This is a genomic window from Actinoplanes sp. NPDC049316, from assembly GCF_040677315.1.
Taxonomy (GTDB): Bacteria; Actinomycetota; Actinomycetes; order Mycobacteriales; family Micromonosporaceae; genus Actinoplanes.
Window position 1 is genome coordinate 1 of sequence record NZ_JBFAQM010000055.1, and the last position, 21,287, is coordinate 21,287.

General features: G+C 67.7%; 19 protein-coding genes and 2 pseudogenes. 2 read left to right on the forward strand and 19 right to left on the reverse strand.

What is annotated here, in order from left to right:
* Positions 1 to 86 precede the first annotated feature (86 nt).
* The 3 genes and pseudogenes from AB0K03_RS40490 to AB0K03_RS40500 all read right to left on the reverse strand — a co-directional run.
* Positions 87 to 218: pseudogene (locus AB0K03_RS40490) on the reverse strand (kinase); the annotation flags it as partial.
* Complete coding sequence (gene fxlM / locus AB0K03_RS40495; RefSeq protein WP_364697286.1) at positions 215 to 2,098, reverse strand: methyltransferase, FxLD system; 1,884 nt, start codon at positions 2,096 to 2,098, stop codon at positions 215 to 217. The gene fxlM and the pseudogene AB0K03_RS40490, both read right to left, overlap by 4 nt.
* Before the next feature lie 155 nt (positions 2,099 to 2,253).
* Positions 2,254 to 4,173 carry an ABC transporter ATP-binding protein gene (locus AB0K03_RS40500; RefSeq protein WP_364697354.1) on the reverse strand — a complete coding sequence of 640 codons (1,920 nt, stop codon included), beginning with the start codon at positions 4,171 to 4,173 and terminating at the stop codon, positions 2,254 to 2,256.
* Positions 4,174 to 4,603: 430 nt separating this feature from the next.
* Here AB0K03_RS40500 and AB0K03_RS40505 point away from each other — a divergent pair, with 430 nt between their 5' ends.
* The gene (locus AB0K03_RS40505; RefSeq protein ID WP_364697288.1) at positions 4,604 to 5,161 is read left to right on the forward strand and encodes an NUDIX domain-containing protein; all 558 of its coding nucleotides are present in this window, start codon (positions 4,604 to 4,606) and stop codon (positions 5,159 to 5,161) included.
* Positions 5,162 to 5,286: 125 nt separating this feature from the next.
* Here AB0K03_RS40505 and AB0K03_RS40510 read toward each other — a convergent pair whose 3' ends face one another.
* The 13 genes from AB0K03_RS40510 to folE form a co-directional block, all read right to left on the reverse strand.
* Positions 5,287 to 5,922, reverse strand: coding sequence for a DsbA family protein (locus AB0K03_RS40510; protein WP_364697289.1), 636 nt, complete (start codon positions 5,920 to 5,922; stop codon positions 5,287 to 5,289).
* Between the two features lie 28 nt (positions 5,923 to 5,950).
* Complete coding sequence (locus AB0K03_RS40515; protein ID WP_364697291.1) at positions 5,951 to 6,619, reverse strand: 3'-5' exonuclease; 669 nt, start codon at positions 6,617 to 6,619, stop codon at positions 5,951 to 5,953.
* A gap of 103 nt (positions 6,620 to 6,722) precedes the next feature.
* The gene (locus AB0K03_RS40520; RefSeq protein WP_364697294.1) at positions 6,723 to 7,679 is read right to left on the reverse strand and encodes a phosphoribosylaminoimidazolesuccinocarboxamide synthase; all 957 of its coding nucleotides are present in this window, start codon (positions 7,677 to 7,679) and stop codon (positions 6,723 to 6,725) included.
* Positions 7,680 to 7,703: 24 nt separating this feature from the next.
* On the reverse strand, positions 7,704 to 8,480 hold the full coding sequence (locus tag AB0K03_RS40525; RefSeq protein ID WP_364697297.1) for a hypothetical protein: 777 nt from the start codon (positions 8,478 to 8,480) through the stop codon (positions 7,704 to 7,706).
* Positions 8,477 to 9,184, reverse strand: a complete 708-nt coding sequence (locus tag AB0K03_RS40530) for a hypothetical protein (protein ID WP_364697299.1) — start codon at positions 9,182 to 9,184, stop codon at positions 8,477 to 8,479. Before AB0K03_RS40530 ends, AB0K03_RS40525 begins: the two co-directional genes overlap by 4 nt.
* A gap of 111 nt (positions 9,185 to 9,295) precedes the next feature.
* Positions 9,296 to 9,922, reverse strand: a complete 627-nt coding sequence (locus tag AB0K03_RS40535) for an HAD family phosphatase (protein ID WP_364697302.1) — start codon at positions 9,920 to 9,922, stop codon at positions 9,296 to 9,298.
* Complete coding sequence (locus AB0K03_RS40540) at positions 9,919 to 11,013, reverse strand: aminotransferase class I/II-fold pyridoxal phosphate-dependent enzyme (protein ID WP_364697305.1); 1,095 nt, start codon at positions 11,011 to 11,013, stop codon at positions 9,919 to 9,921. The genes AB0K03_RS40535 and AB0K03_RS40540 overlap by 4 nt, the downstream gene beginning before the upstream one ends.
* Entirely contained in the window at positions 11,010 to 12,041 is a 1,032-nt protein-coding gene (locus AB0K03_RS40545; RefSeq protein ID WP_364697308.1) for a radical SAM protein, read from the reverse strand. Before AB0K03_RS40545 ends, AB0K03_RS40540 begins: the two co-directional genes overlap by 4 nt.
* A 122-nt stretch (positions 12,042 to 12,163) precedes the next feature.
* A complete protein-coding gene (locus AB0K03_RS40550) occupies positions 12,164 to 13,015 on the reverse strand; it encodes a class I SAM-dependent methyltransferase (protein WP_364697311.1) in 852 nt (283 codons plus the stop codon).
* A complete protein-coding gene (locus AB0K03_RS40555; RefSeq protein WP_364697314.1) occupies positions 13,012 to 13,503 on the reverse strand; it encodes a phosphoribosyltransferase family protein in 492 nt (163 codons plus the stop codon). Before AB0K03_RS40555 ends, AB0K03_RS40550 begins: the two co-directional genes overlap by 4 nt.
* The gene (locus AB0K03_RS40560) at positions 13,493 to 14,200 is read right to left on the reverse strand and encodes a 7-carboxy-7-deazaguanine synthase QueE (protein ID WP_364697316.1); all 708 of its coding nucleotides are present in this window, start codon (positions 14,198 to 14,200) and stop codon (positions 13,493 to 13,495) included. The genes AB0K03_RS40555 and AB0K03_RS40560 overlap by 11 nt, the downstream gene beginning before the upstream one ends.
* The gene (locus AB0K03_RS40565) at positions 14,197 to 14,580 is read right to left on the reverse strand and encodes a 6-carboxytetrahydropterin synthase (protein WP_364697319.1); all 384 of its coding nucleotides are present in this window, start codon (positions 14,578 to 14,580) and stop codon (positions 14,197 to 14,199) included. The genes AB0K03_RS40560 and AB0K03_RS40565 overlap by 4 nt, the downstream gene beginning before the upstream one ends.
* A 28-nt stretch (positions 14,581 to 14,608) precedes the next feature.
* Entirely contained in the window at positions 14,609 to 15,226 is a 618-nt protein-coding gene (gene folE, locus AB0K03_RS40570; RefSeq protein WP_364697322.1) for a GTP cyclohydrolase I, read from the reverse strand.
* Between the two features lie 318 nt (positions 15,227 to 15,544).
* On the opposite strand from folE, the gene AB0K03_RS40575 reads away from it, so the two are divergent.
* Positions 15,545 to 17,317: a prolyl oligopeptidase family serine peptidase gene (locus tag AB0K03_RS40575; RefSeq protein WP_364697325.1), complete on the forward strand. Its 1,773-nt coding sequence runs from the start codon at positions 15,545 to 15,547 to the stop codon at positions 17,315 to 17,317.
* Between the two features lie 11 nt (positions 17,318 to 17,328).
* Here AB0K03_RS40575 and AB0K03_RS40580 read toward each other — a convergent pair whose 3' ends face one another.
* The 3 genes and pseudogenes from AB0K03_RS40580 to AB0K03_RS40590 all read right to left on the reverse strand — a co-directional run bounded on the left by AB0K03_RS40580 (position 17,329) and on the right by AB0K03_RS40590 (position 21,208).
* Positions 17,329 to 18,825, reverse strand: coding sequence for an XRE family transcriptional regulator (locus AB0K03_RS40580; RefSeq protein WP_364697328.1), 1,497 nt, complete (start codon positions 18,823 to 18,825; stop codon positions 17,329 to 17,331).
* Between the two features lie 602 nt (positions 18,826 to 19,427).
* Positions 19,428 to 19,892: pseudogene (gene ribD / locus AB0K03_RS40585) on the reverse strand (bifunctional diaminohydroxyphosphoribosylaminopyrimidine deaminase/5-amino-6-(5-phosphoribosylamino)uracil reductase RibD); the annotation flags it as partial.
* The gene (locus tag AB0K03_RS40590; RefSeq protein WP_364697331.1) at positions 19,892 to 21,208 is read right to left on the reverse strand and encodes a hypothetical protein; all 1,317 of its coding nucleotides are present in this window, start codon (positions 21,206 to 21,208) and stop codon (positions 19,892 to 19,894) included. The pseudogene ribD and the gene AB0K03_RS40590, both read right to left, overlap by 1 nt.
* Positions 21,209 to 21,287: the final 79 nt, after the last annotated feature.

A 21,287-nucleotide genomic window follows, 5' to 3' on the forward strand; every position in this document is an offset into this window, starting at 1 on the left:
GAAGATCATGGAAGGTTACAAGCCTCCCGAGATCAATAGCTGGGCGCTCACTGGACGTCACGTACACGAAGAGGACGGTGAGAAAACTCGATCAGGGCGCAGCCTCGGCCGTAGCGGCGGCGGACCTCGGCGGCGATGGTCGACTTCCCGGACCCGGAGTTCCCGCGAATGATTACCAGCGTCGGCAGTTCCGCGGGCGTATGGTCGCTCGTCGTCATTGGTCGCGGCCGGGCCAGGTGATCGCGGTCGTCGTGTGCCGGCGCGGCACCAGCAGCCGCAAGCTGCCCGTGGGGGGCAGCGGCAAGCCGTCCGGGTGCACGGTGATCCGGGGCCCGGGCCCGGCGCGGTGCTGCTCGTTCCAGACGGTCAGCAGGTCAATGAGCTCCGCGACCAGGGTGTCTGCGGCGGGTCCGTAGCCGTGGGCGCCGAACTGCCAGGTCTCGGTGTCTTGTTTGTGCAGGGTGAGGTAGGCGAAGCTGTCGCTGGTCAGCAGGGTAGGGCAGAAGAATCGGTCCTGCGGGTCCAGCAGGCCGGCGGTCTTCTCCCGGTCGACGGTGAGGATCCCGTACGGGCGAGGCTGGCTGGCCAACCACAAGTGCACCGCCTCGAACGCGCTGCCGTCATCGATCGCGGCCGTGACCGGCGACCACCGCAGCACACCCGACGGGTCGAGCGCGGCCCGCAGAGCGTCCCCGTCGACCTGGGTGGTGGTGTCGTCCAGCACCAGAACGGCGTCGTCGCCGCGCAACGGGACCCGGCGTACCGGATCCCGGCCGTGGCCCTGCATCGACACGAACCCGCACTGCACTGCCGCCGTCGCGACCAGGTGGTCGCCGTCGGGCCGCAGGGTGAGGCAGCGGGTGTGCCCGCGCATCCGCAACGGGATCACCAGCACGCCATCGGCGGTGAGCTGCCGTGTCCACGCCGGTGGGACGTCGCTGGTCTCGACCGTGACGATCACCGCGTCATACGAGCCGCCGTCGGCGTATCCATGCTCGCCATCCGCGCAGATCACCTGGACCTGCGGGTAGCCTGCCCGGGCCAACCCAGTCCGGGCGTTCGCGACGACTTGCGCGTCGATGTCGACGGTCACCACTGTTCCGGCCGAACCGACCACCTCGGCCAGCAGGGCCGCGTTGTAGCCACCTGAGCCGATCTCCAGCACCCGCGATCCTGGCCGCAGCGCGGCGGCCTCGATCATGTACGCCTGAAGCCACGGCGCGGAGATCGAGCTGGTCGTCTTCCCGTCCGGGCCGCGTCGGGTGACCACCGTGTCGTCGGCGTAGGCCGCCTCGATACTGGTGCCCTCCGGGGCGAACAGATGCCGCGGCACCACGGCGAACGCTGCGGCCACCGCGGGCTGGGTGATCCATCCTCGGGCGGTGAGCTGGTCCACCAGCTGCTGCCGGGCCTGTTTGGGGGTGCGATCCTGCAAGTCAGGGCTGATGGACACGGGCACCTCTTTCAACAAGACGGATACAACGTCGAGCAACCGGCGGACCGCGGCCAGCGCCCGCCCCGGCGGCGGCCGCACAGCGGCCAGCCGGGTGTCGAGCAGCCGGCGTAGTTCACCGGCGCCGGTGATGTCGCTGATGTGCAACTGGTGGCAGATCCCGGCCCGTCGGCGCCGGTCCCCGCGGGCGTGGTACTTCGCGGCCAGCTGAACCAGCAGGAGCAGCGTGGCCGGATCGTGCGGATCAGAGCCGGACGCATCGTCCGGCGGGCAGGTGGCCAGCAGGTCCAGCAGGCCTAGCCCGCTGCGGGGCAGACGGGTCCGTTCGGTCAGCACTTGCCCGCCTGCCGGGACGGCCGCGGTCGTGGCCGCCCACAAGTACACGTCGATCAGGACCGGCAGACCGGCGAGCTCGACCGCCACGGCGAGATAGCCGCCGCCAGCCGGCGCGTTCCGCGGCTTCGGCCTGCGGTACAGCTCGACACCCGGCAACCCCAGCCCGGCGAACGGATCAGCAAGCAGAACCACCGGGATCGGCGGGTCGACCACGACGATCAGGTCCACATCGCTGAACGCGTCCCCGCCACCGAACGCGAGCGACCCCACCACCACCGTGCCCGCTGCCCGCGGATCGGCGCTTAGCACGGCAGTAGCCTTGGCCGGCCACGCGTCCCGGGCGGCCCCGAGCGCCGCCAGCTGCCCAGCCGGCTCGCAGACACGTGGTGGATCGCCGACGGTGATGACCCGGGGCTTGGCGCTAACGCGGGCCACCGGACCGGGATCACCGGGCCCGGTCGCGTTCATGCCGGTTCTCCGGTCACGGTGGCCGGCTGGTAGCCGGCCGCCTGCAACGCGAACAGCTCCGCGTACCGGCCGCCGGCAGCGACCAGCTGCGCGTGCGTGCCGGCTTCGACGAGGGCACCTTCGTGCAAGACGTAGATCATGTCGGCGTGGATGACGTTGGCTAGCCGGTGCGTGATCAAGATCGTGGTCTGCTTGCCCTGCCGGTCGGCGAGAGCCTGGAACAGCGCGTCCTCGGCGCGCGGGTCCAGCGCTGAAGACGGTTCGTCCATGATGAGCAGGTCAGCGTCGCGGTACAGCCCGCGAGCGGCGGTGATGCGCTGCCACTGCCCACCCGACAGCTCCTCACCGTCCTTGAACGTGCGGTCCAGCAGCGTCTCGTAGCCGTGCGACAGGGCCACGATCGTGTCGTGGGCCGCAGCACGGGCCGCGGCATGCTCGATCCGATCCTGCTCGGCCGGCACGGACAGGTCACCCATCGCGATATTGGTGGCCGCGGTGTACGGCCAGCGGTGGTGCGCTTGCAGCACGACACCGATCCGCGCCCGCAGACTGTCGCGGTCCCAATGCTCGAGCGTCCGTCCGTTCCACTCGATCACCCCATCGGTGGGCTCCCGCAAGGAAGCGATCATGGCGGCGAGGGTCGACTTACCGGAGCCGTTCTCCCCGACAAACGCGACCGTCTGCCCGGCACCGATCGTGAGGCTGACGTTGTCGACGGCCACGGTGTCCTTGTCCGGGTAGCGCAGGCTGACCCCACTCACGCTCACCTGCTCCAACGCCGGCGCGGTGGGAGCCGCGGCGAGCTGTTTGCGAGGCAGGTAGGTGCGGGCGCGCTCGAGGAACCCGACGTACTCCTTGAAGAACTGCCCGCCGGTGTACAGCTGGTCCAGCTGGAACGTCACCAGTGCCAGCGCGCGTTGGGCGGCCTGGATGGCGACCACGCAGGTCACCGCCGCCGCCAGCGGAATCCGGCCGCTCGCGAGCAGCACGCCCAGCAGAATCCAGACGCCGGCCAGGCCGATGCCGCTGATCACCGCGCCGATACTGGTCGTTGTGGTGGTCCGCCGCGCCAAGGTCAGGTCTTCCCGGGTTTGAGCGCCCATCACCATGTCGTACTGGCCAAGCAGGAAGTCACGCAGCCCGTACGAGCGCAGCTCCGGCGCCGAATCCCGTTCGGCCATCTGATGCTGTAACACCCACAACCGGCGCCGACGCACCGACCCCGCCAGAAACGTCGCGTAGCGCAGATGCCCAGCACGCAATGCGGCATAGCCGTTCGGCAGGGTCGCTACCAGCAGCGCTACCAGCAGCAAGGGGTTGATCACCACCACTGCGACCGCGACGGCGGTCAGGCTGACCAGCCCGGCGAACATGTTCGCGGTATTTTGCACCAGCCCCATCGCCGCGTCACTGCCCCGGGTAGCGCGTTCCATGTCGTCGGCGAACGCGTCCGCGTCGAACGCGCTGACCTGCACCGCCGTGGTCGTCTCGAACAACCGGCGCTCGGCCGCCTCGTTGACCCGCGGCGCCAGGCCGTTCTGTGCATACCCGATCGCGATACCCAGCGCGCCACGAATCGCGGTCACCACCGCCAGCAAGATCAACGCGGGCAGAGCCGCGCGCACTCGGTCCGGAGTCGGCCCGCCGCCGAACAACTCGACCAGCACCCGCTGGGTGGACAGTAGGCCAAACGTCGACATCGCCCCCGCCGCGATCGTGGCGCCGGCCACGACCAGCGTGCGCGCGCGGTCAGCACGCCACGCGATCCGGATCGCCTGACGAATCAGACCAGGCAACTCGGCGAAAACCCCGAATACCCCGGTCTCGGCTCGCCGACGTACGCCGTGTTCCCACCAGGCATTACGCAGCTCCGGCAACACCGGCTCGGCGGCGCCCGATCCGGGTTGCGCAGGAATACTCGGGCCGAACTTGCTCGCCTTGGCGCTCACCAACGGTTCCCTCCTCGTGTGGCAGGACACTTGAGCAGGTGAGTTCTGGGGAGCCCCGTCATGGCATACACCTAGCCACCATGAGAGACCCGCAGGATGCGCCGCGCGACGGCCGTCGCCTGGCTGGGCGGTCGCTGTCACCCGCGCGCGGGACTCGGCCGTATCCGCCAAAGAGGCGCCAGCTTCGGCAACCGAGGTGAGGGCAGCATGGTGATCGCGAAGGCCGGGTAGCTCTGGTGGGTGGAAGGATCCGAAGGCACAGTGGTTGTCCGTGTACGGGGTTGACGTACACGGTAGGTTCGCCGGGTTCGGTCGTCGCCGGCCAGCAGGACTCGACGCGTCGTGCGTGAGCTACGGCGGACGAACGTAACGGATCCGACTGCCTTGGAGGCGTCACTTGCCGATCGCTGATTCCGAGATTGCGCGTGCTCTGGCCGCGTACCTCGATCGCCACCCAGAAGAAAAGGCGCTGTTGGCCGAACCGGTCGAGCTCCTCGCGAGGGGCGAAGACTTCGCATCTCGCCGCAACTTCGATATGCATGTGACTGTCGGTGCGCTGCTGACCCGCGGCGGTGAGGACATCCTGCTCGTCGGGCATCGCGCGTACGGGATTCCGCTGCAACCCGGTGGGCATCTGGAGCCGACCGATACGACACTGATCGGCGCGGCGGTGCGCGAACTCGTCGAGGAGACCGGCATCGATCCGGACACGGTCACTTCGGTGTCGTCGGCGCCGGTTTACATCGAGTTCGGCCGTGTCCCTGCTCGACCGTTGAAGGACGAGCCGGAGCACTTCCACCTCGACCTCGGGTACGCCTTCACGACTACAGGCGACGTCGGCAGTCTCCAGGAGTCGGAAGTGACGAGCGCAGCCTGGTACCGGCTGGATGAGGCCGAACGTCTGGTCGGCCCGCGAATCTGGCGTGCCTGTAACCCTTCGGTCCGCATCGGCTGATCGGGCGCAACTGCTCGGCACCGCTGGATACACGCCCGCTGCGCGACCTAACGCTGCGGGTGTACAGGCTGTAGCGGAGATCAGCACATCGATCCCGCCAGAGTGGTGAGACTGAACGGGCCTGGTCACTCGAACGACGCTTTGCGGGTCCGTGTCCGCTTCAGCTCGAAGAATCCGTCCGTGCCGGCGACCAGTACGAGGCCGTCCCAGAGTCGGCCCGCGGCCTCGCCGCGCGGCGCCGGTGTGATGACCGGCCCGAACAGCACTGTGCCCCTGATCCGTAGCACGGGAGTGCCGACGTCGAGTCCGACTTCGTCGAACGCCTGATGGTGAGACTGTTTGATCTGCTGGTCGAACTGGGTGCTCGTCACCGCGGCGGTCAGCGAGTCGGGCAGCCCGACATCGGCCAGCGCTTCGTGCAGGACCGCGGGATCGTCGCGGCGGCGCTGGTTGTGCAGCCGTGTACCGATGGCGGTGTACAAGGCGCCCAGCACCTGGGGCCCGGCGTGCTCGACGGCGGCCGCGCACACCCGCACCGGTCCCCAGGCCTGCTCCATCAATTCTCGGTAGTCGTCGGTGAGTCCTTTACCCTCGCGCTGCTCGAGGTTCAGGTAGGCCAGCGACATGATGCGCCAGTCGGCGCGTACGGGCCGGACCTGCTCGACCTCCAGCAGCCAGCGCGAGGTGATCCACGCCCAGGGACACAGCGGGTCGAACCAGAACGGAATCGTTTCTCGTTCCAGCTGGGTGTCGGCTGTCAAGGTCGCACCGTCCTTCCGGGTCGCGGGGTTACTCGGCTTCTGGGGGCGACAGCTCGAACAGCCGCTCCTGAACGGGCGCATTCGCTTGAGCTGTGCGCCCGGCGATCTTCACCAGGCCTGCGAGGCTGTCGGCTTCACCGTTGTCGTCGGCCAGAGCGATGAGGCGGCGGAACAGCTGCGCGGTGACGGCGACATCTGCCGGCGCCCGATGTCGGTCTGCCGGCTGGGCGATACCGAAGTGCGCGAGGAGGGTGTCCAGCCGGTAGTTGAACAACCCAGGGACGCAGCGCTTGGCCAACGGGATCGTGTCCAGCAAGTCGATGCGGGCCAGCCTCGGGCAGTGCTCGCGCTGGTGGTAGATGAGGTTGGCCTCCGTGGCAGCGTGCTGCGCTACCAACAGATACGAGGTGTCGGCCGCGAACCGGCGGTCCAGTGCAGCCAGCGCTTCGGCCGGGGTGGGCGCGGCCTGCAGCTGCTCGGCAGTCAGTCCGGTCTGAGCGGTGAACGCCGGCGTCACCGGCGCGAAGGCGGGTGGCCGGATCAGCGAGGTCCCGCGCCCGGTCTCGCGCCATTGACCGTCGTAACGCAGCGCGAGAACGGCGACCTCGACCGGTTGCGCAGGGAACCCGGCGGGGGTCGTGGCCTCGAAGTCGATGACCACGAACGTCGTGTTACGGAAGGCGCCGTCGTCGGTCAAGCCACCCATCCGCCCGCCCCCATCCAATATCTCGCATCCAGGCCCGCCGTCGCGCCGCCAGCGGCACAGCTGCCCGGGGTCCGGCGGCTGGTTGCCTCCGTATTCACTGGCCGATGACCTCGGTGACCGCGCGGGTGGCATCGTCGAGGCCGGGAGCGTTCCAGAACCGTTCGCCCGTCCAGGCCTCGCTCAGGGAGCGATACAGGTCCGACATCACCGGCAGGAACGCTGCGGGCAGTGGTGCCGGCTCGGGCCACCGGTCCCTGGGAACACCGTCGGCGATCAGTCGGCCGGTAGGCACTTCGAGTCCGTTGTTGACGTACCAGTTGCGCAGGACCTGCTTGCCGCAGTGGAGGCCGTTGAATAACAGGCGGGCCTCGTCGGGGGTGCCGGGGCTGTCGGCCAGCACGAGACGACCGTCGGTCGCCAGCAGAAACTCGGCCTTGCCATCAGAGAGGTGCAGCCCGACCCGCTCGGCGTGCCCGGCCAGCACCGCGTTGGCCTTGACGGCGATGTCGCTCATCACCTGGAGCTGCCCGGCGCTCAGACCTGCCAGCCGGGGGGCCTCAAAACGGCTGACGAACCGGTTGACGGGCTCGAACATGGTGGCGTATTCGATCAGCGGCTGCGGCAAGCGTTCGCCCGCATGCGGGACACGAGTAAGGCCGACCTCGTCCAGGGTGAGCGTGCCGGCGGCGAGGCGGCGATGAACTGAGCTGCCCTGCGGAACTTCGTTACGGACCAGGACCTGCACGGGGACCAGCGTGTTGTCGGCGAGTGGGCCGGCGCCGGACTCGGGTAGCCGTGCCAGGTCGAATTCGATGCGGTTCGGGGGCAGGAAGCGCCGGAAGTGGGTGGGTACGCCGGCGGCTTTCAGCGTCCGGAAGTTGAAGACGGCCATGCGGCAGGTCGCCTCGCCCTTGCCGGGGATCGGGTCCGGCATCCGGCCGTAGTGGAAGACGGTGTAGTTGTCGGTGTACTCGAAGATCCCCACCCCGGTTCGGTGTGCCGTCGCGGGTTCGACGATCTCGACGTTTCTGGTGGAGTGCAGGACGGGCATGACGCTCCTGGAGGTGCGAGGGACTCAGTCGCTGGTGAGGGCACGGTGCTGAGGCCGGCCGCAGTACATGCACGCAGCCTCCGGGCCTTGCCACGGTTCGCTGACGCAGGTGAGGCCGGCGTCGGTGTTCTGGATCAACGAGCCGATGAGCTGCGTGGCGTGGTGCTCTCCGAGGGTGCGCCGATCCACGACTCGATAGCGTGCGGGATCGGTCGCTGCCACCTGCTCGAAGAGGGCACACACGGAGCGCATGAAGGTCGCCTGCTCGGCGGTGAAGACACACCGGTCGCGGCGCTGGGCCCGGGTGATCGCCCGGTGGGGGTCATCGGTGACCAGGATCGTGCGGTCCGGCAAGCTGCGGTAGGACGCTGCCAAGCTCAGCAGTGCGGTCGCCGTCACGAGGGCGGCGTCCGGATCGTCGGGGTGCAGCAGGACGGCTTGGCACACCGCGGTGCTGTCGACGCCGCGGCCCTCGAGGACCGGACGGCCACCGGCCAGCTCGGGGATGACGCAGTCGAGGTCGTGTCGTTTGATGGCCAGCAGCACCAGCGCTTCGGCCAAGGGTGTCCCGCCGCGCAGGAAGGGATCCCCGGCGCTGGCTTCGCGTAGGGCACGCAGCAGCGCCGCGCCGAGGTCCGGCTGGGTGTCCGTGCGCGCGGAGAACTCCTCCAGCAGCAACGGCTTGGTGTCCATGAGGTCGATGGCGTGGCGGGTCAGGTAGGTTTTTCCGACTCCGGTGACTCCCTCGACGGAGGTCAGCGCGCCGCGAGTGCATCGGCGCAGTTCCGGGATGGCCGTCATGCCGAAGGTCTCCTCATGGCAGGGATGTGCGGTCGCCGTTCCAGGAGCCTGGTGACGCTCTGGCGGACCACGTCGACGCTCTCCTGGGGCGACAGGTCGGCGACATCGAGGATCATGTAACGGTCGGGGTCGTCCTCGGCCAGCACGCGGTACAGCCGGTCGATTTCGCTGATCAGGTGGGCATGCTCCGCCGCGAGGGGCCGTTGGATGCGAGCGCCGAACCGCTGGATGCACACCTCGGGGTCGCCGGTGAGCAGCAGTGTCTTGTCGGGAACGCCACGCCAGCGCCGGGCATCGGCGAGGATGTGCCGTGCCACCTGCTCCGGCCGGGTCCCCGGGTGCTCGGAGCACAGGACGGCGGCTTGATACACCGCGACGGAGTCCACCCCGCGGTCCTCGATGATCACGTCGACGCCGGCCAGGGACTGCCCGGCGAGGCGCTCACTCTTGCGTACCTGCAGAGCCAGCAGGGCCAGTGTCTCCACCACCGGATGACCGGTCCGCAGGAACGGGTCACCGGCGCTGCTCAGTGCGGCGATCACCCTCGACAGCAGGACGTCGTTCACCTGGTCGGTGAGTTCGTCGAGCAGGACACCACGGGTACCGAGCAAGGCTGCCGTGCCGTGGGCCGCGCTCGTCTTTCCCACGCCGTTGATTCCCTCGACGCTCACCCAGAGCGGATCCGCGCCCGTCGGCTTGATCATGATGGCCTCCGTAGAACAGGAACAGGTTCATGGCCGCCGCAACCAAGCGCATCGGCCGCGCCCACCGGCGGCGGACACTCCCAGGCGAGATGAGGCCGGCAGCGGTCCGCTTCACGAGTTGTCCGCCTGCACGGCTGGAGCAGGTGTCGCGACGAGCTGCCCCCGCTGCACAGTGAGCACCCGCATGCCCGCGTCGTGGGCGGCGGTGATGCCGTCAGCCGCGTCGTCGACGGCGAGGCAGCACCGCGGGTTGACGGCCAGGACGCCGGCGGCTCGCAGGAACAGGTCCGGTGCCGGCTTTCCGCGTGTGACGTCCTCGCGGGTGATGGTGGCCGTGAACAGGTGGCCGAGATTCAGTGCCCGGATGCCCTCATCGACCAGGACCCGGGCGGCGCCGGACGCGACGGCGCACGGCAACCCCCGGTCGATGGCCGCATCGAGTAGCTCGATGGTGGCCGCGATGGGCCGAAGCTGGTCGAGGCCGGCCAGCAGCCGCGCCCGGCTGGCCCCGATGATCGTCCTGGTGGGAAGGTCGCCATGAACCGCGGTGATCTCGGTGAGCAGCTCGGCGATCGACAGACCGACGTGCTGCTCATACCAGGGCCGGTCGAGGCGCACCCCGTACGGCAGAAGCACCGCGGACAGCGCGGTGAAGTTGGCGTCCTGGCTGTCGACGACGGTGCCGTCCCAGTCGACGATCACCGCGGCCGCGTCAGAAAGAAGATCGTCGACTGTCAATCGCGGGGGCACCATGCACGAGCCTCCCGGGCGATGATCTCGGCGTATCCGGTGATGCGCTGGTCGTCGTCGTGATCGGTGAGGATCACCGCCAGGGTTCGATCGATCACGGCGGCGGCGTTGCCGCAGGGTGAGGCGGCGAAGGAGGCGAGCTCACGGCGCTGGTCTGCCGGCACCAGCCGGAACGTGCCGACGCTGTTGGGAATGCCGAGGCCGGCGAGCCGTTCACAGAACGCGCGGGGCCGGGGCATGGTCAGCGTGGCGAGGAAGCTGTAGCCGTTCCATCCCTGTCCGGGCGCGGCGGCCGGCTGCACGCCCGGGGCGTCGGTCAGCAGTTCGCGCAGCAGCGCCGCTTGGTGCTGACGCCGGGCGAGGAGATCGTCGAGCCGGGCCAGGTTGGCGCGGGCGATCACCGCCAGTGGTTCGGCCAGCCGGTAGTTTTGTGCCACCTGAGGCGGATAGCCCGGCGGCGGCGGAGGGAGGCCGTGCGAGCGGTAGGAGCGGGCGGCGGCCGCATACCGGTCGTTGTCGGTGAGCAGGTAGCCGCCTTCCCCGCACCACAGCACCTTGCCGTCCTTCATGCTGAAGCAGCCGATCGCGCTGCCGGTCCCGGCGTGCCGATCACCGGTGCGGCTGCCTTGGGCCTGGCAGGCGTCCTCGACCACCAGTAGGCGGTGCTCGTCGGCCCAGCCGCCGAGCCGGGCCAGATCGCCGATGCGTCCCCACAGATGCACGGGAAGCACAGCTTTGGTGGCAGGGGTGACTTTGGCGCTCAGGTCGGTGTGATCGAGGTCGGCGCCGTCCGGGGTGCAGTCGACGAAGACCGGGCGGGCGCCGGCGTGGATGATCGGCGCGACCGACATGATCACCGTCAGGGCCGGGACGAGCACCTCGTCGCCGGGCCCGACGCCCACGGCCCTCAGCGCGGTGTGCAGTGCCGCGGTACCGGAGGACACCGCGACGGCGTGACGGACGCCGAACCGGTCGGCGAGTTCGGATTCCAGGGCGGTGACCTGCGTGCCGGCGGCGGGGTCCGGCATCGTGTCCAGCAGCTGTTCCAGATCCTCGGTGAGTCGCAGGGCGCCGGTCATGACCGGACTCCGGCCGACGGCAGGAAACGCTGGAAGTCGGTCAGTGGCCACATGTTGACGCAGTCGCGGGAGAACAAGGAGCAGTCCGCGCACGCGCCCCCGCGCCCGAACAGCGCCTCCGCAGTGCTGCCGCGGATGGTGCGGTGCCGCTCCGGCGGGGTCGCCCGGATCTTGAGGCCTGAAGGGCAGTCCCAGACGCTGCCGTCCGGCTCGACGAAGAACAAATCGGTACCGCCGAAGCAGCCGGAGACGGTGCCGGGGGTCTCGGTGCTGATCGTGTCGAGGAACTGGCGGGGATAGGTGGGCGCGGGAAGACCGATCGGTACCTGCTCGTAGAGTTCTGCGAGCAGCCGTGCGACGGCGGGGGCGTCCTGGTCGGTCAACGCCAGTTCGGCGTGCAGCGGGTGGTCCCGTTCCAGCGAGATCGGCTGAGGAACGAAGTAGTCACAGCCGAGCTCGGCCGCGAGAGCCCCGACGGAGAGAATGTCGGCGGTGTTCTGGCGTGTGATCACCGCGTACAGGCCGACCCGGGGGCAGGCGGCGGCGCCGCGGGCCGCGAGCAGCGCTCGAATCCCCGACAGCACGCTGGCATGGCCGTCGACGCGGTTGCGAGCGGGCCGCCAGGTGTCGTTGTAGCCGGCATCGGTGGAGTCGAGCGACACCGAGACCGCGTCCACGCCGAGCGCGAGGATCCGGTCGACCAGGTGCGGCCGGTTGAGCGGAATGCCGTTGGTGCACAGCACCACCTCGACGCCGGTGGCCTTGATCGCGGCGACCACGTCCATGATCGGAGGCCAGATCAGCGGCTCGCCACCGGCGAGGAACACCCGCTCGACGCGGGAGCCGGCCAGCGTGTCCACGAACGCGGCGATGTCGGCCAGTGTGAGGTCCGTGCGTGCCAGGTGTGACAGCACGCCGACCTGGTCAGGGGGTGTTTCACGGTGGTCTTCGACGGTGCCGAAGTAGCAGTAGCGGCAGCCCAGGTTGCACGGGGAGCGCAGCGCCCACAGCAGGGTGACTCCGGTCATGACACTCGGTTCTCCTTCAGACCGGACGTCATACAGCGACGTCGGCCGCGAGGTCGTCGTTGCGCGGAAGGTCCGTACCGAGGCCGGGCAGCCGGTCGATGCTCGCCGGCCCCGGTCGGCCTTTATGCCGGGCGTCGGCACACGTACATCACTTCCATCGCCGCCTCCGGGATAGCGGCGGCGGCCACCGTGTCCAGCAGCGCCGGCGACACCGTCTCCCGCAGCCGCTGGTACCAGGCCCGGGCGCCGTCGCCGAACCTGTCGGCCAGCACCGCGGCGACCTGGTCGGCCGGCGGCGCCAACTGCCCCACCTTCTCCTCGACCACCAGGCCGCACTCGGCCAGCACCGGCTCCAGCTCGGCACTGTTCCACTCGTAGACGTGCACCCGGTACTGCAGCGGCCGCGGCGGCAGACCCGGCGTTTCAGGCGTCGACAGGTACAGCACCCCGCCCGGCCGCAAGGCGGCCGCGGCGTGCCGCAGGCTGGCGACCGCCAGCTCGCGCGGCAGATGCTCCAGGGCGGAGGTGTAGACGGCGACGTCGAACCCGTCACCGACCGCCTCGGCCGGCCACGGCGCGGCCACGTCACACTCAACCAGCTCGATCGGGAACGGCCGATCACCGTAGTGATCATCCAGGCGGGCGATCCGGTCTCTGGCCTCCGCCAGGTTCGCCGAGGCCAGGTCCAGCCCGACGTACTGCTGCAAGCCCGGCGCGTATCGGTAGAGCGTCGGCAGCTGCAAGCCTCGCCCACAGCAGATGTCCACCAGCCTCGCGCCCTGCTGCACGCGTTCGGCGACGTACAGCCGCTGAGCGAGATTCATGATCCCGGAGGCCTTGACCTCCCCGGCGGGGATCGCCGTGTAGAAATCGTCCATCTGGTTCACCGAGTACGGGCCGATCATCGGGGTACCCGGACGCGTCAGGGTGTGCGCATGGGGCTCTTCGGTTTCCGGGCTGGTGGCGATGGTCATCGGTTCTCCCACGGGAAGATCACCCATCCTTCGACGGTGGCGCCGATGTAGCTCAGCGCTTGTTCGGGGGGTTGCGCACGCCGCCAGTTGGCGGCGTTGACGATGCAGACCGCGGTGCGGACGCGGGTGGCGCCTGCTGCGGCGACCAGCTGCGCGGTGTAGGCCATCGTGTCGCCGGTGCCGGCGATGTCATCCACGATTAGTACGTCCCGGCCGGACAGCTCGCCGAGGCTTGCCGCGTTCGACACCTGCGGAGCGGGGGTCTTGGCCGCGTTCATGTCGTCGCTGACGGTGTGGACGACCTCCACGGCGCGGACCGTGCGCACCGCGAGGGCGTGTGCGAACACGGTCGCGGGAACCATCCCGCCGCGCAGGATGCCGATGACGAGGTCGGGAAGGCCGTCGCTGCGGACGTTCACCGCGGTGGCGTTGATCCCGACGACGAGTTCTTCCCAGGCGAGCAGGATCGGTGGGGCGTCAGCGGCCACGTTCGTCACCCCACAGCAGCACATGCAGCCGAGGGCTCAGATTCCAGCCGTGAGCCAGCGCCGGCTCGGCCAGTTTGCGCATCCCGGCCAGGACAGCGCTTTCGGTGGTGCCCTCGGGCATCACCCATACCGGCTCGAGGGACAGTTCGGCTTGCAGCTCCACCAGTTCCTGGATGTCGCTCGGCCCGGTGATGACGAACTTGAACACCGCCTTGCCGCAGTCACGGAAGGCCTGCAACGCCGTCGGGCGCAGCCGGCGGTGCGCGGGCACGCCCGACCCGCTCAGTTTGGGCGACACGTTGAAGGTGCTGATCGAAGCGATCAAGTGATCGTCGGGTGCGATGGTGCCGTTGGTCTCCACCTCCACCCGACGTCCGGCGCCGGCCAGCTGAGTCACCAGACCTCCCAGGCGCCGCTGCTGCACCAGCGGCTCACCCCCGGTGACGACGACCAAGTCGGTGTCCTGACCCACCGCCCAGGACGCGACATCAGCGACAGCCATCTCGGTGACCTGCTCCTCGGGGCTGAAGCGGCGCCAGTCCCAGGTGTAAGGGGTGTCGCACCACCCACAGTCGAGGTTGCAGCCGGACAGCCGTACGAACAGTGCCTGCTGCCCAGCCGACGGTCCCTCCCCTTGCACGGTGGGTCCGAACAGCTCCGCGACCCGCAGCGTCGACGGCGACGCGAGAACCGTCATGCTGCTCTCGCCGGTCGGTACTCGGCCCACGACGACGGGGTCTCACTGACACGGACGGCGAGCAGCCGGCCCGGAATCTCGGGCTCGAGCTTCTCGATGAACCACTGCGCGAGAACCTCGGCGAGGTTCTCGCTGGTCGGTGCCGGCTGCATGACCTCGTTGAGATGGCGGTGGTCATACGTCTCGTCAAGATGCGCCTTGAACGGCGCCAGCTCACCGAAGTCGGTGACGAAACCCGGCCCGGCGAGCTCCTCGGCACCGAGCACGACTTCGACGGTGTAGTTGTGCCCATGCAGGCGACCGCATTGGTGCCCTTCGGGAAGGCCCGGCAACAGATGGCTGGCCGCGAAGGTGAAGCGTTTGCCGATCTCATGTCCCACGGCAGACCTCCTGGTCTTGAGGGTGTGCTCAGGACGACGCGATGGCCAATCGGCGTTGCCATTCCTCCCGGCGAGCCGGGTCGTCTGCCAAAACACCTCTACTAGTTGAGGTGCTGGTGACCGCACCGATGGCCCGGGCCCCGCGCAGGCTCATGCACAGGTGCTCGGCTCGAAGCCGCACTCCGACGCCTTTCGGCTGCAGCTGCTCGATCAGCCAGTCCGCGATCTGCTGCGTCATGGCTTCTTGGGTCTGCAGCTGGCGGGCATACAGCTGTACAACCCATGCCAGCTTCGAGAGACCGACGATGCGGGTACTCGGCACGTAGGCGATCGTGGCGTCACCGATGAACGGCAGCACATGGTGCTCGCAGAGGCTGAAGAACGGGATCCGATCCACGACCACGAGCTCGTCGTAGCCGCTCGCGTTGTCAAACGATGTCGGCTCGAAAGATGGAGGTTTGAGCATTTCTCCTAGCGCGCGAGCCATGCGAGCCGGGGTGTCTTGGCGGTGCTCGCTCTCCATGTTTAGTCCGAGAGCAGAGAGCAGGTCCGCAGCAGCGACCGTCGCCCTGCCCAGATCCACCGGAAGGCTATCGGCGCAGCCGTCACGCGCTCGCGCATCGAGAGGCAGGACTGGTGATGTCATGGCTGTACGACCTCCTACGGGCTTGTGCGTGATCGGCCCACCCACGACGGGTCCGGCGTCTCGATTGACCGAGCGTGCGTCAAATATGACCCAACGTCACGTACCCGAGGAATACCTACTTGGTGTCCGACCTGGCCTACCGACCTTCCGTCCGACAGGCGCCCAACCTGGGCGTCTTCACTTTCGCCACGCCATTGCGGCAGTTCCGTCAAGCCGAGCAGCCTGTGAGTGCGCAACACCGGCTCATGCAACGGTGCCTGGAAGCCCGCTCGAGTTGCCTGGCGCGCCTGCGTCTTGTACCTCGTAGACTCTGACGCGATGTCTGGGCTGAGGTCGCCGTTGCCGGCGTTGGATGCTGCGGCGGCAGCAGTGGCGTATGACGAGGTGCGAGTCTCCGCCGGTGCAGTGTGGTGGCTTGAGTCGCGTCCGGATGAAGGCGGCCGGGTCGCCTTGATGCGACTCGACGCGGGCGGTCCGGCCGAGGAGGTGACACCAGCGGGGGCGGATGTTGGCTGCGATCTCCACGGATATGGTGGCAGCGCGTATGCCGTCGCGGGTGAACGGATCTTCTATGTGGATCGTCGAGACGGACACATCCATGTCAAGGACAAGCACGACGTCCATGTCGTGCTGCGCCGTCGCTCGGCCGATGAATTCTTGGGCGACCTCGCAGCGTCAGCCGATCGAGTCTGGTGCATTCGCGAGACTGTCTCTGGTGACGAGCTGATCGAGCTGCTGCCCGACGGCAGGTTCCAAGTGATGCTGGCGACGGAGGGGTTCCTCGGCTCGCCGCGCCCTGCGCCAGGCCGTCTTGCGTGGCTTCGGTGGGACGCCGACCGCATGCCGTGGGACGGCTGCGAATTGTTCCTCGGTGCTCGGGACGCCGATGGAATCGGCCACGTCCAGCGGGTCGCTGGAGGTCGCGACGTCTCAGTGACCCAACCGCAGTGGGACCATCAGGGCCGACTGTGGTTCATTTCTGATCAGTCGGGTTGGTGGAACTTGTATCGCCACGACGGCGAGGAGGTAACGAACGTTGCACCCATTGCCACCGACAACGCTCCGCCGGAATGGGAGGCCGGATATTGCACTTTCGTGCTAACACCGCAAGGCGGTGCCATCATGATCGGCCTCGGCGGCCCGCGCCACGAATTACTGGTGACGGGCCAAAATGGGACGCGGCGGATCGAAACCGGATACACCTCTTTCAAGCCTTACCTGGCTGTGGATAGCGATCAGCTATACGCCATTGCCGCCTCGTCCACTCATGCTTCAAACGTGATAAGACTCAACCTAGGTGCCTCGACCGCACCCGAGGTGATCACCACCGCAGCGGATTCATACGACGGCATATCTCTGCCGGAAATCGTGCATTGCCCGACCGCCAGTGGAGAGGCCGTGACGGCTCTGGTCTATCCGCCGTGGGGGGCATCGGCGGACTGGTGCGCCCCATTGGTTGTCCGCGCCCACCCAGGGCCAACGTCCTCTATCAACAGTCGGCTTGACTGGCACGTTCAGTACCTCACCAGCCATGGCTTCGCGGTGGCCGACGTCGACTACCGAGGAAGCTCCGGTTACGGCCGGACGTTCCGGCGCGAGTTGTACGGGCGCTGGGGCACTGTCGATGTCGAGGACTGCATCGCTGTGGCCGGACATCTACTCAGCGCTGGCCGTACCATTCCGGGTCGAGTCTTTATTACGGGCGCTAGCGCGGGAGGGTACACCGCTCTGCAAGCGGTCTCCCAGCCATCGCCGTTCTCCGGTGCGGTGGCGCGTTCGGCGATCATCGACCCCGATCGGTGGAGGCTGACCGCACCGCGCTGGCAGCGACCTCATGCCGGTGCCTTGACCGGCCCGGCCGGTACGGTATCCGCAGAGCTAATTCAGCAGCCGGTCCTGTTGATTCACGGTAGCGATGACCACGTCGCACCGGTGTCTGACGTGCGCCAGCTCGGTTGCGGCCTCGAGGCCAAAGGATTGGCTCACAGACTGCTCATTGTCGACGCACGCCACCGTATGTCTGCGCAGCAGGCGGCGGCTCGGGCCTTGGAGGCGGAACTCGCCTTCTATCGCGAGCTGCTCGACAGGTGAATCTCCAAACGTCACGCTGCGGCGGGCAACACCTCGTGGATGTAGTCGATCAGGTCTCTGACTGCCTGGACATCCTCGAAAGGGATCAGGTCGGCTCTGACCTGAGCGACACGTTGAACGGCACGCGCTGAGGCGGTACGGGTCGCGAGATTCACCGCTTCGCGGCCGCGAACGCAGGCCTCATCGATTCTGCCGGTGGCAGCTAACGAAGACGCCAGTAGGGCAGTGTCGATCACCAACCGTCGTACCCGGCTGTGGCCGACACCGATGACAGCTTGCCGGATCTCACGCTGCGCGGACTCGTGCCGGCAAAGATCGAACATGCAATGCGCCACTTCGTCGGCCAGGTACGCCGAAGTCAGGTATCTGATCCACTCCGGCTCTGTGCCAGCATCACTATTGGCGAGGTGCATCTCTGCTGATCGCAATGCCATAGTGCATGCCGACTCGTCACCGAGCCGGGCATAGGAACGGGCTACCACTGCCCAGATACTCGCGAGAACGGCTGGAGTTGTACCGGCGGCGGCGCCTGCGAGCGCTGTTTGCGCCAGACGTAAACCCTGCTGCGGGTAACCGCAGTGCAGCGCGAGGTGCGCAAGGCTAACACCCAGTAGATAAGCTCCAAGACTGCGGTCGTTGATCGCACTAGACAATGAAAGGGCGTGTAGATAGTGCCGCTGCGCGACGCCGTCTGCTCCCAGATCCACGGCTTGATAGCCAGCCAACTCACGGGCAGCTACCGCAACCCGGTAGCCGGCGACGCGCAGTCTTCGATCCGCGTAGGGCGCCAGGATAAGGGCTCGCACCTGGCCATTAATAAACGATGACACTAGGTCACCCGCAACACCGGCTCCCTGCTGATGGTCCATGTCGCGCAAGGTTTGCAGCAGTCTCGCCGCGTCAGCCACGGCAGGCGGATGCCGAACTTGCTGGGTACTAGGTGCGACGACCGTACGCAGTTGAATAGTACCGTGCAACCAGTCTTGTGCAGCCCGGTCAAGGGCGGCGGGAAGAACCGGCACATAAGATTGCGCCGATGGTGGTCTCGCGCGAACGGAGATCGCATCATTCCGGTGCATCGATGCTCTTTGGCCAAGAAGCGAAACTGAATACTCGTCCGCCGAAATGATTTTGTCTCGGAGATTGACGCCAGCCCGGCCGGCCAAACCTGGTTCGAGGCCGGAACCTGCCAATTCTTCCGTTCGGCGCGGGCTGTAAAGGCCTAGTTCAATATCGGTTGCAATGCCGAAAACATCACGCAGAGCTCTTCGGCGTTCGCAGACCGGCCAGCGGCTCTCGCCGCGTTCAAGCTTGCCTACCCATCGAGCATCGACATACAGCGCGGCGCGATCCCGCTTCGGGTAAAGACGGTCTAGCGTCCGGTTCACGACGTCTGCCAACTCGGCACGGGAAATGTGCTGTCCCGGCCGGTGGGGCGACCGAAACCGCTTCCGTGCCGCAGTAAGCACCTCGTTAGGCGTGATCACGGCATCGCTTCTGCGCGGCATCGGCACCTTCCCTGGTCGCCAGTCGTCCTCGCTCTGCAACTGAGGCGCGTGTCACGTGCCCCTGGGTAGGCTGATTCTCCGACATCCCGGGCGACGATCACAACTTTGGCCCACCGCCGCCACCATCTATCCCGAACGATCTCGATTCCGCCTGAGGCAAGCCAGTCCGCGACGCGGTATCAGCTATGCCGTCGCGCTGACCTATCGAGCGTCACAAGCAACCCGTGCGGCCAACTCGAGACCTCGAAGATCTCGAACGTTGGCCAAGCGGCGGAAATCGACGGTGGGGAGCCCACGCTTTCATCCGACCGTGAGACGGCAAGGACAAGCCGATCCACCGCGTGGAGGTCCAGGAGCTTTTCGACGGCACGTCCTTGCCCGAGAAGTAGAGCTGTACGGACCCCCATCCTCTGTGCGTCGGCAAGCCACGTGGCCGGCTGCTGCCCCGGGGGCTGCAGTTCGTCCAAGTGAAGGTGCTGAGGGCTGTGACCGCCCGCAACGCCTTCCTCGATCCGATCATCCGTGACGACAATGTCCGCACTCGACCGCAGTTGGTTCAGCAACAGCGCTTCGGTCCGGTCGTCGTTGGCTTCCATCGCGTACGCCAACGTCACGTAGGGCGCCTTTCTGGTCGTCGCCAACAGCCAGGGGCCCAGCACGCTCAGGACTTCGGCGGACAGCACGTTCGTTTCGACATCGATGCCCGCCGCGGCCAGGACCGCAGCACCCCCGTCTCCCCGGGAAGTGGGATCCATGACGCCGATAACAACGCGAGCGATGCCGGCGTCAATCAAGGCCTGTCGGCATGCCGGAGTCACGCCGACATGGTTACAGGGTTCCAAGGTCACCACTGCGGTACCGCCGCGGGCTGCTGAGCCGGCAGCGTCAAGGGCGTTGACCTCGGCGTGCGCCTCGCCTTTGCGGCGGTGAAAGCCGGTGCCCGCTATCTGGCCGTGCCGGTCGAGGATGACACAGCCCACCGGGGGATTCGGACTCGTTGTTCCCAAGCCAACCGCTGACAAGATGATCGCTTGCCGCATCGCGGCGAGTTCGACGTCAGATGCCATCACGCTGTCCCTGTGAGGTCCTCGAGGTAGGCCGACACCTCGGCCAGGTTGCGATACGGCTCCAGGCTAGCGCCGAGATCGTTGAGACCCTGCAGAAGGCGCCGCGCCCCGGCACGCCGGGCGATCGGCAAGGCGGAATGCGCGGTGGCTGCTGCAGCTTCGGGTTCGGCGGCGTCCTGATGAGCGGCGGCCTTGGTCAACAGGGCGGAGGCGTAGTCCTGCCGGTGCAGGCGGGGAATCGCAGGGACGGCGGCTTCCAGGACCGCGATGGCCTCTGCCGGCCGGTGGGCAAGCCGCAGGCACGCGCCGCGGTAGACCTCGATGTACCCGCTCGTGCAGTACGAGCCGTGTTCGCCGTCTGGCGGGCCGTGGTGCCGATCAGCGGCCCAGTGGTGCGCCTGGTCGATCAACGTGAGTGCTTCGTCGGCGGCACCGTTCGCGGCCAGTGCGTGAGCCTGTTGGACGCGGATCGCCGCGCGCATCGGTGCCGGCAGCTTGAGCTCGTGGCGGGCGGCGACATCGGCGTGTTCCGCTGCCCGCCCCGGGGCGCGCCGGGAGAGCCAGTGCTGGCTGCTGCGATACCGCGCCCACGCGGTCATCACCGTGTCATCGGTGCGCGAGGCCAACGTGAGCGAGTGTCTGGCCCAGCGCTCGGCGGCGGCATCGTCGTTCAGCGACTGTGAGAGCCACGCGGCGGACTCGGAGTAGAGCGCGGCGAGCTGGTTCAGCTCCCGGTGAAAAATCTGTGGGGCCTGCTCAATGAACGTGTCTAGCAGATCGAGTTGTCGGGTAACGCCGACCAGCGCGTATCCCGGGCCGAAGAGCTTGTCGTTGTCCACGAGCAATCGCCATTCGATCCGGAAATCCTCGAGGGTCTCCTCCCAATCACCAGCGGCGAGGAGGACCGTGGCACCGTCATCGGGTTGCGCTACTTCGGTGCGGCGGGGACTGAAAAGGTCGAGCTCGATGTCGGTGCCGACGCCGAAGACGTAGCGCAGGGCGGCACGCCGTTCCTCCGACGGCCACCGTGTCTCACCGCGTTCAAGTTTGCCTACCCATCGGGCATCGACGTACAGAGCACCCAGCGCGCGGCGGGGGTACAGCCGGTCGAGTGCCCGATTGACGGCATCGGCGAACTCCGGGCGAGACATCTTCTGCCCCGGCCGATACGGCGACCGGAGCCCCTCGCGCAACCTGGCCAGCACCTTATTGGGAGTGACGATCGCGTCGGGATGCCGCGGCACGAGCTTCTCCCTTCCCGGCACCGGCGTCGCCATGCTTCCGGTGCGCACTACGCCGGTGGTGTGACGAATCATCCGGCATGCCGGGCGGAGACAGCAAGGCGCAGCTCTACCGTCGCCACGCTGCCTCACCACTCGATGTACTGAAACCCGT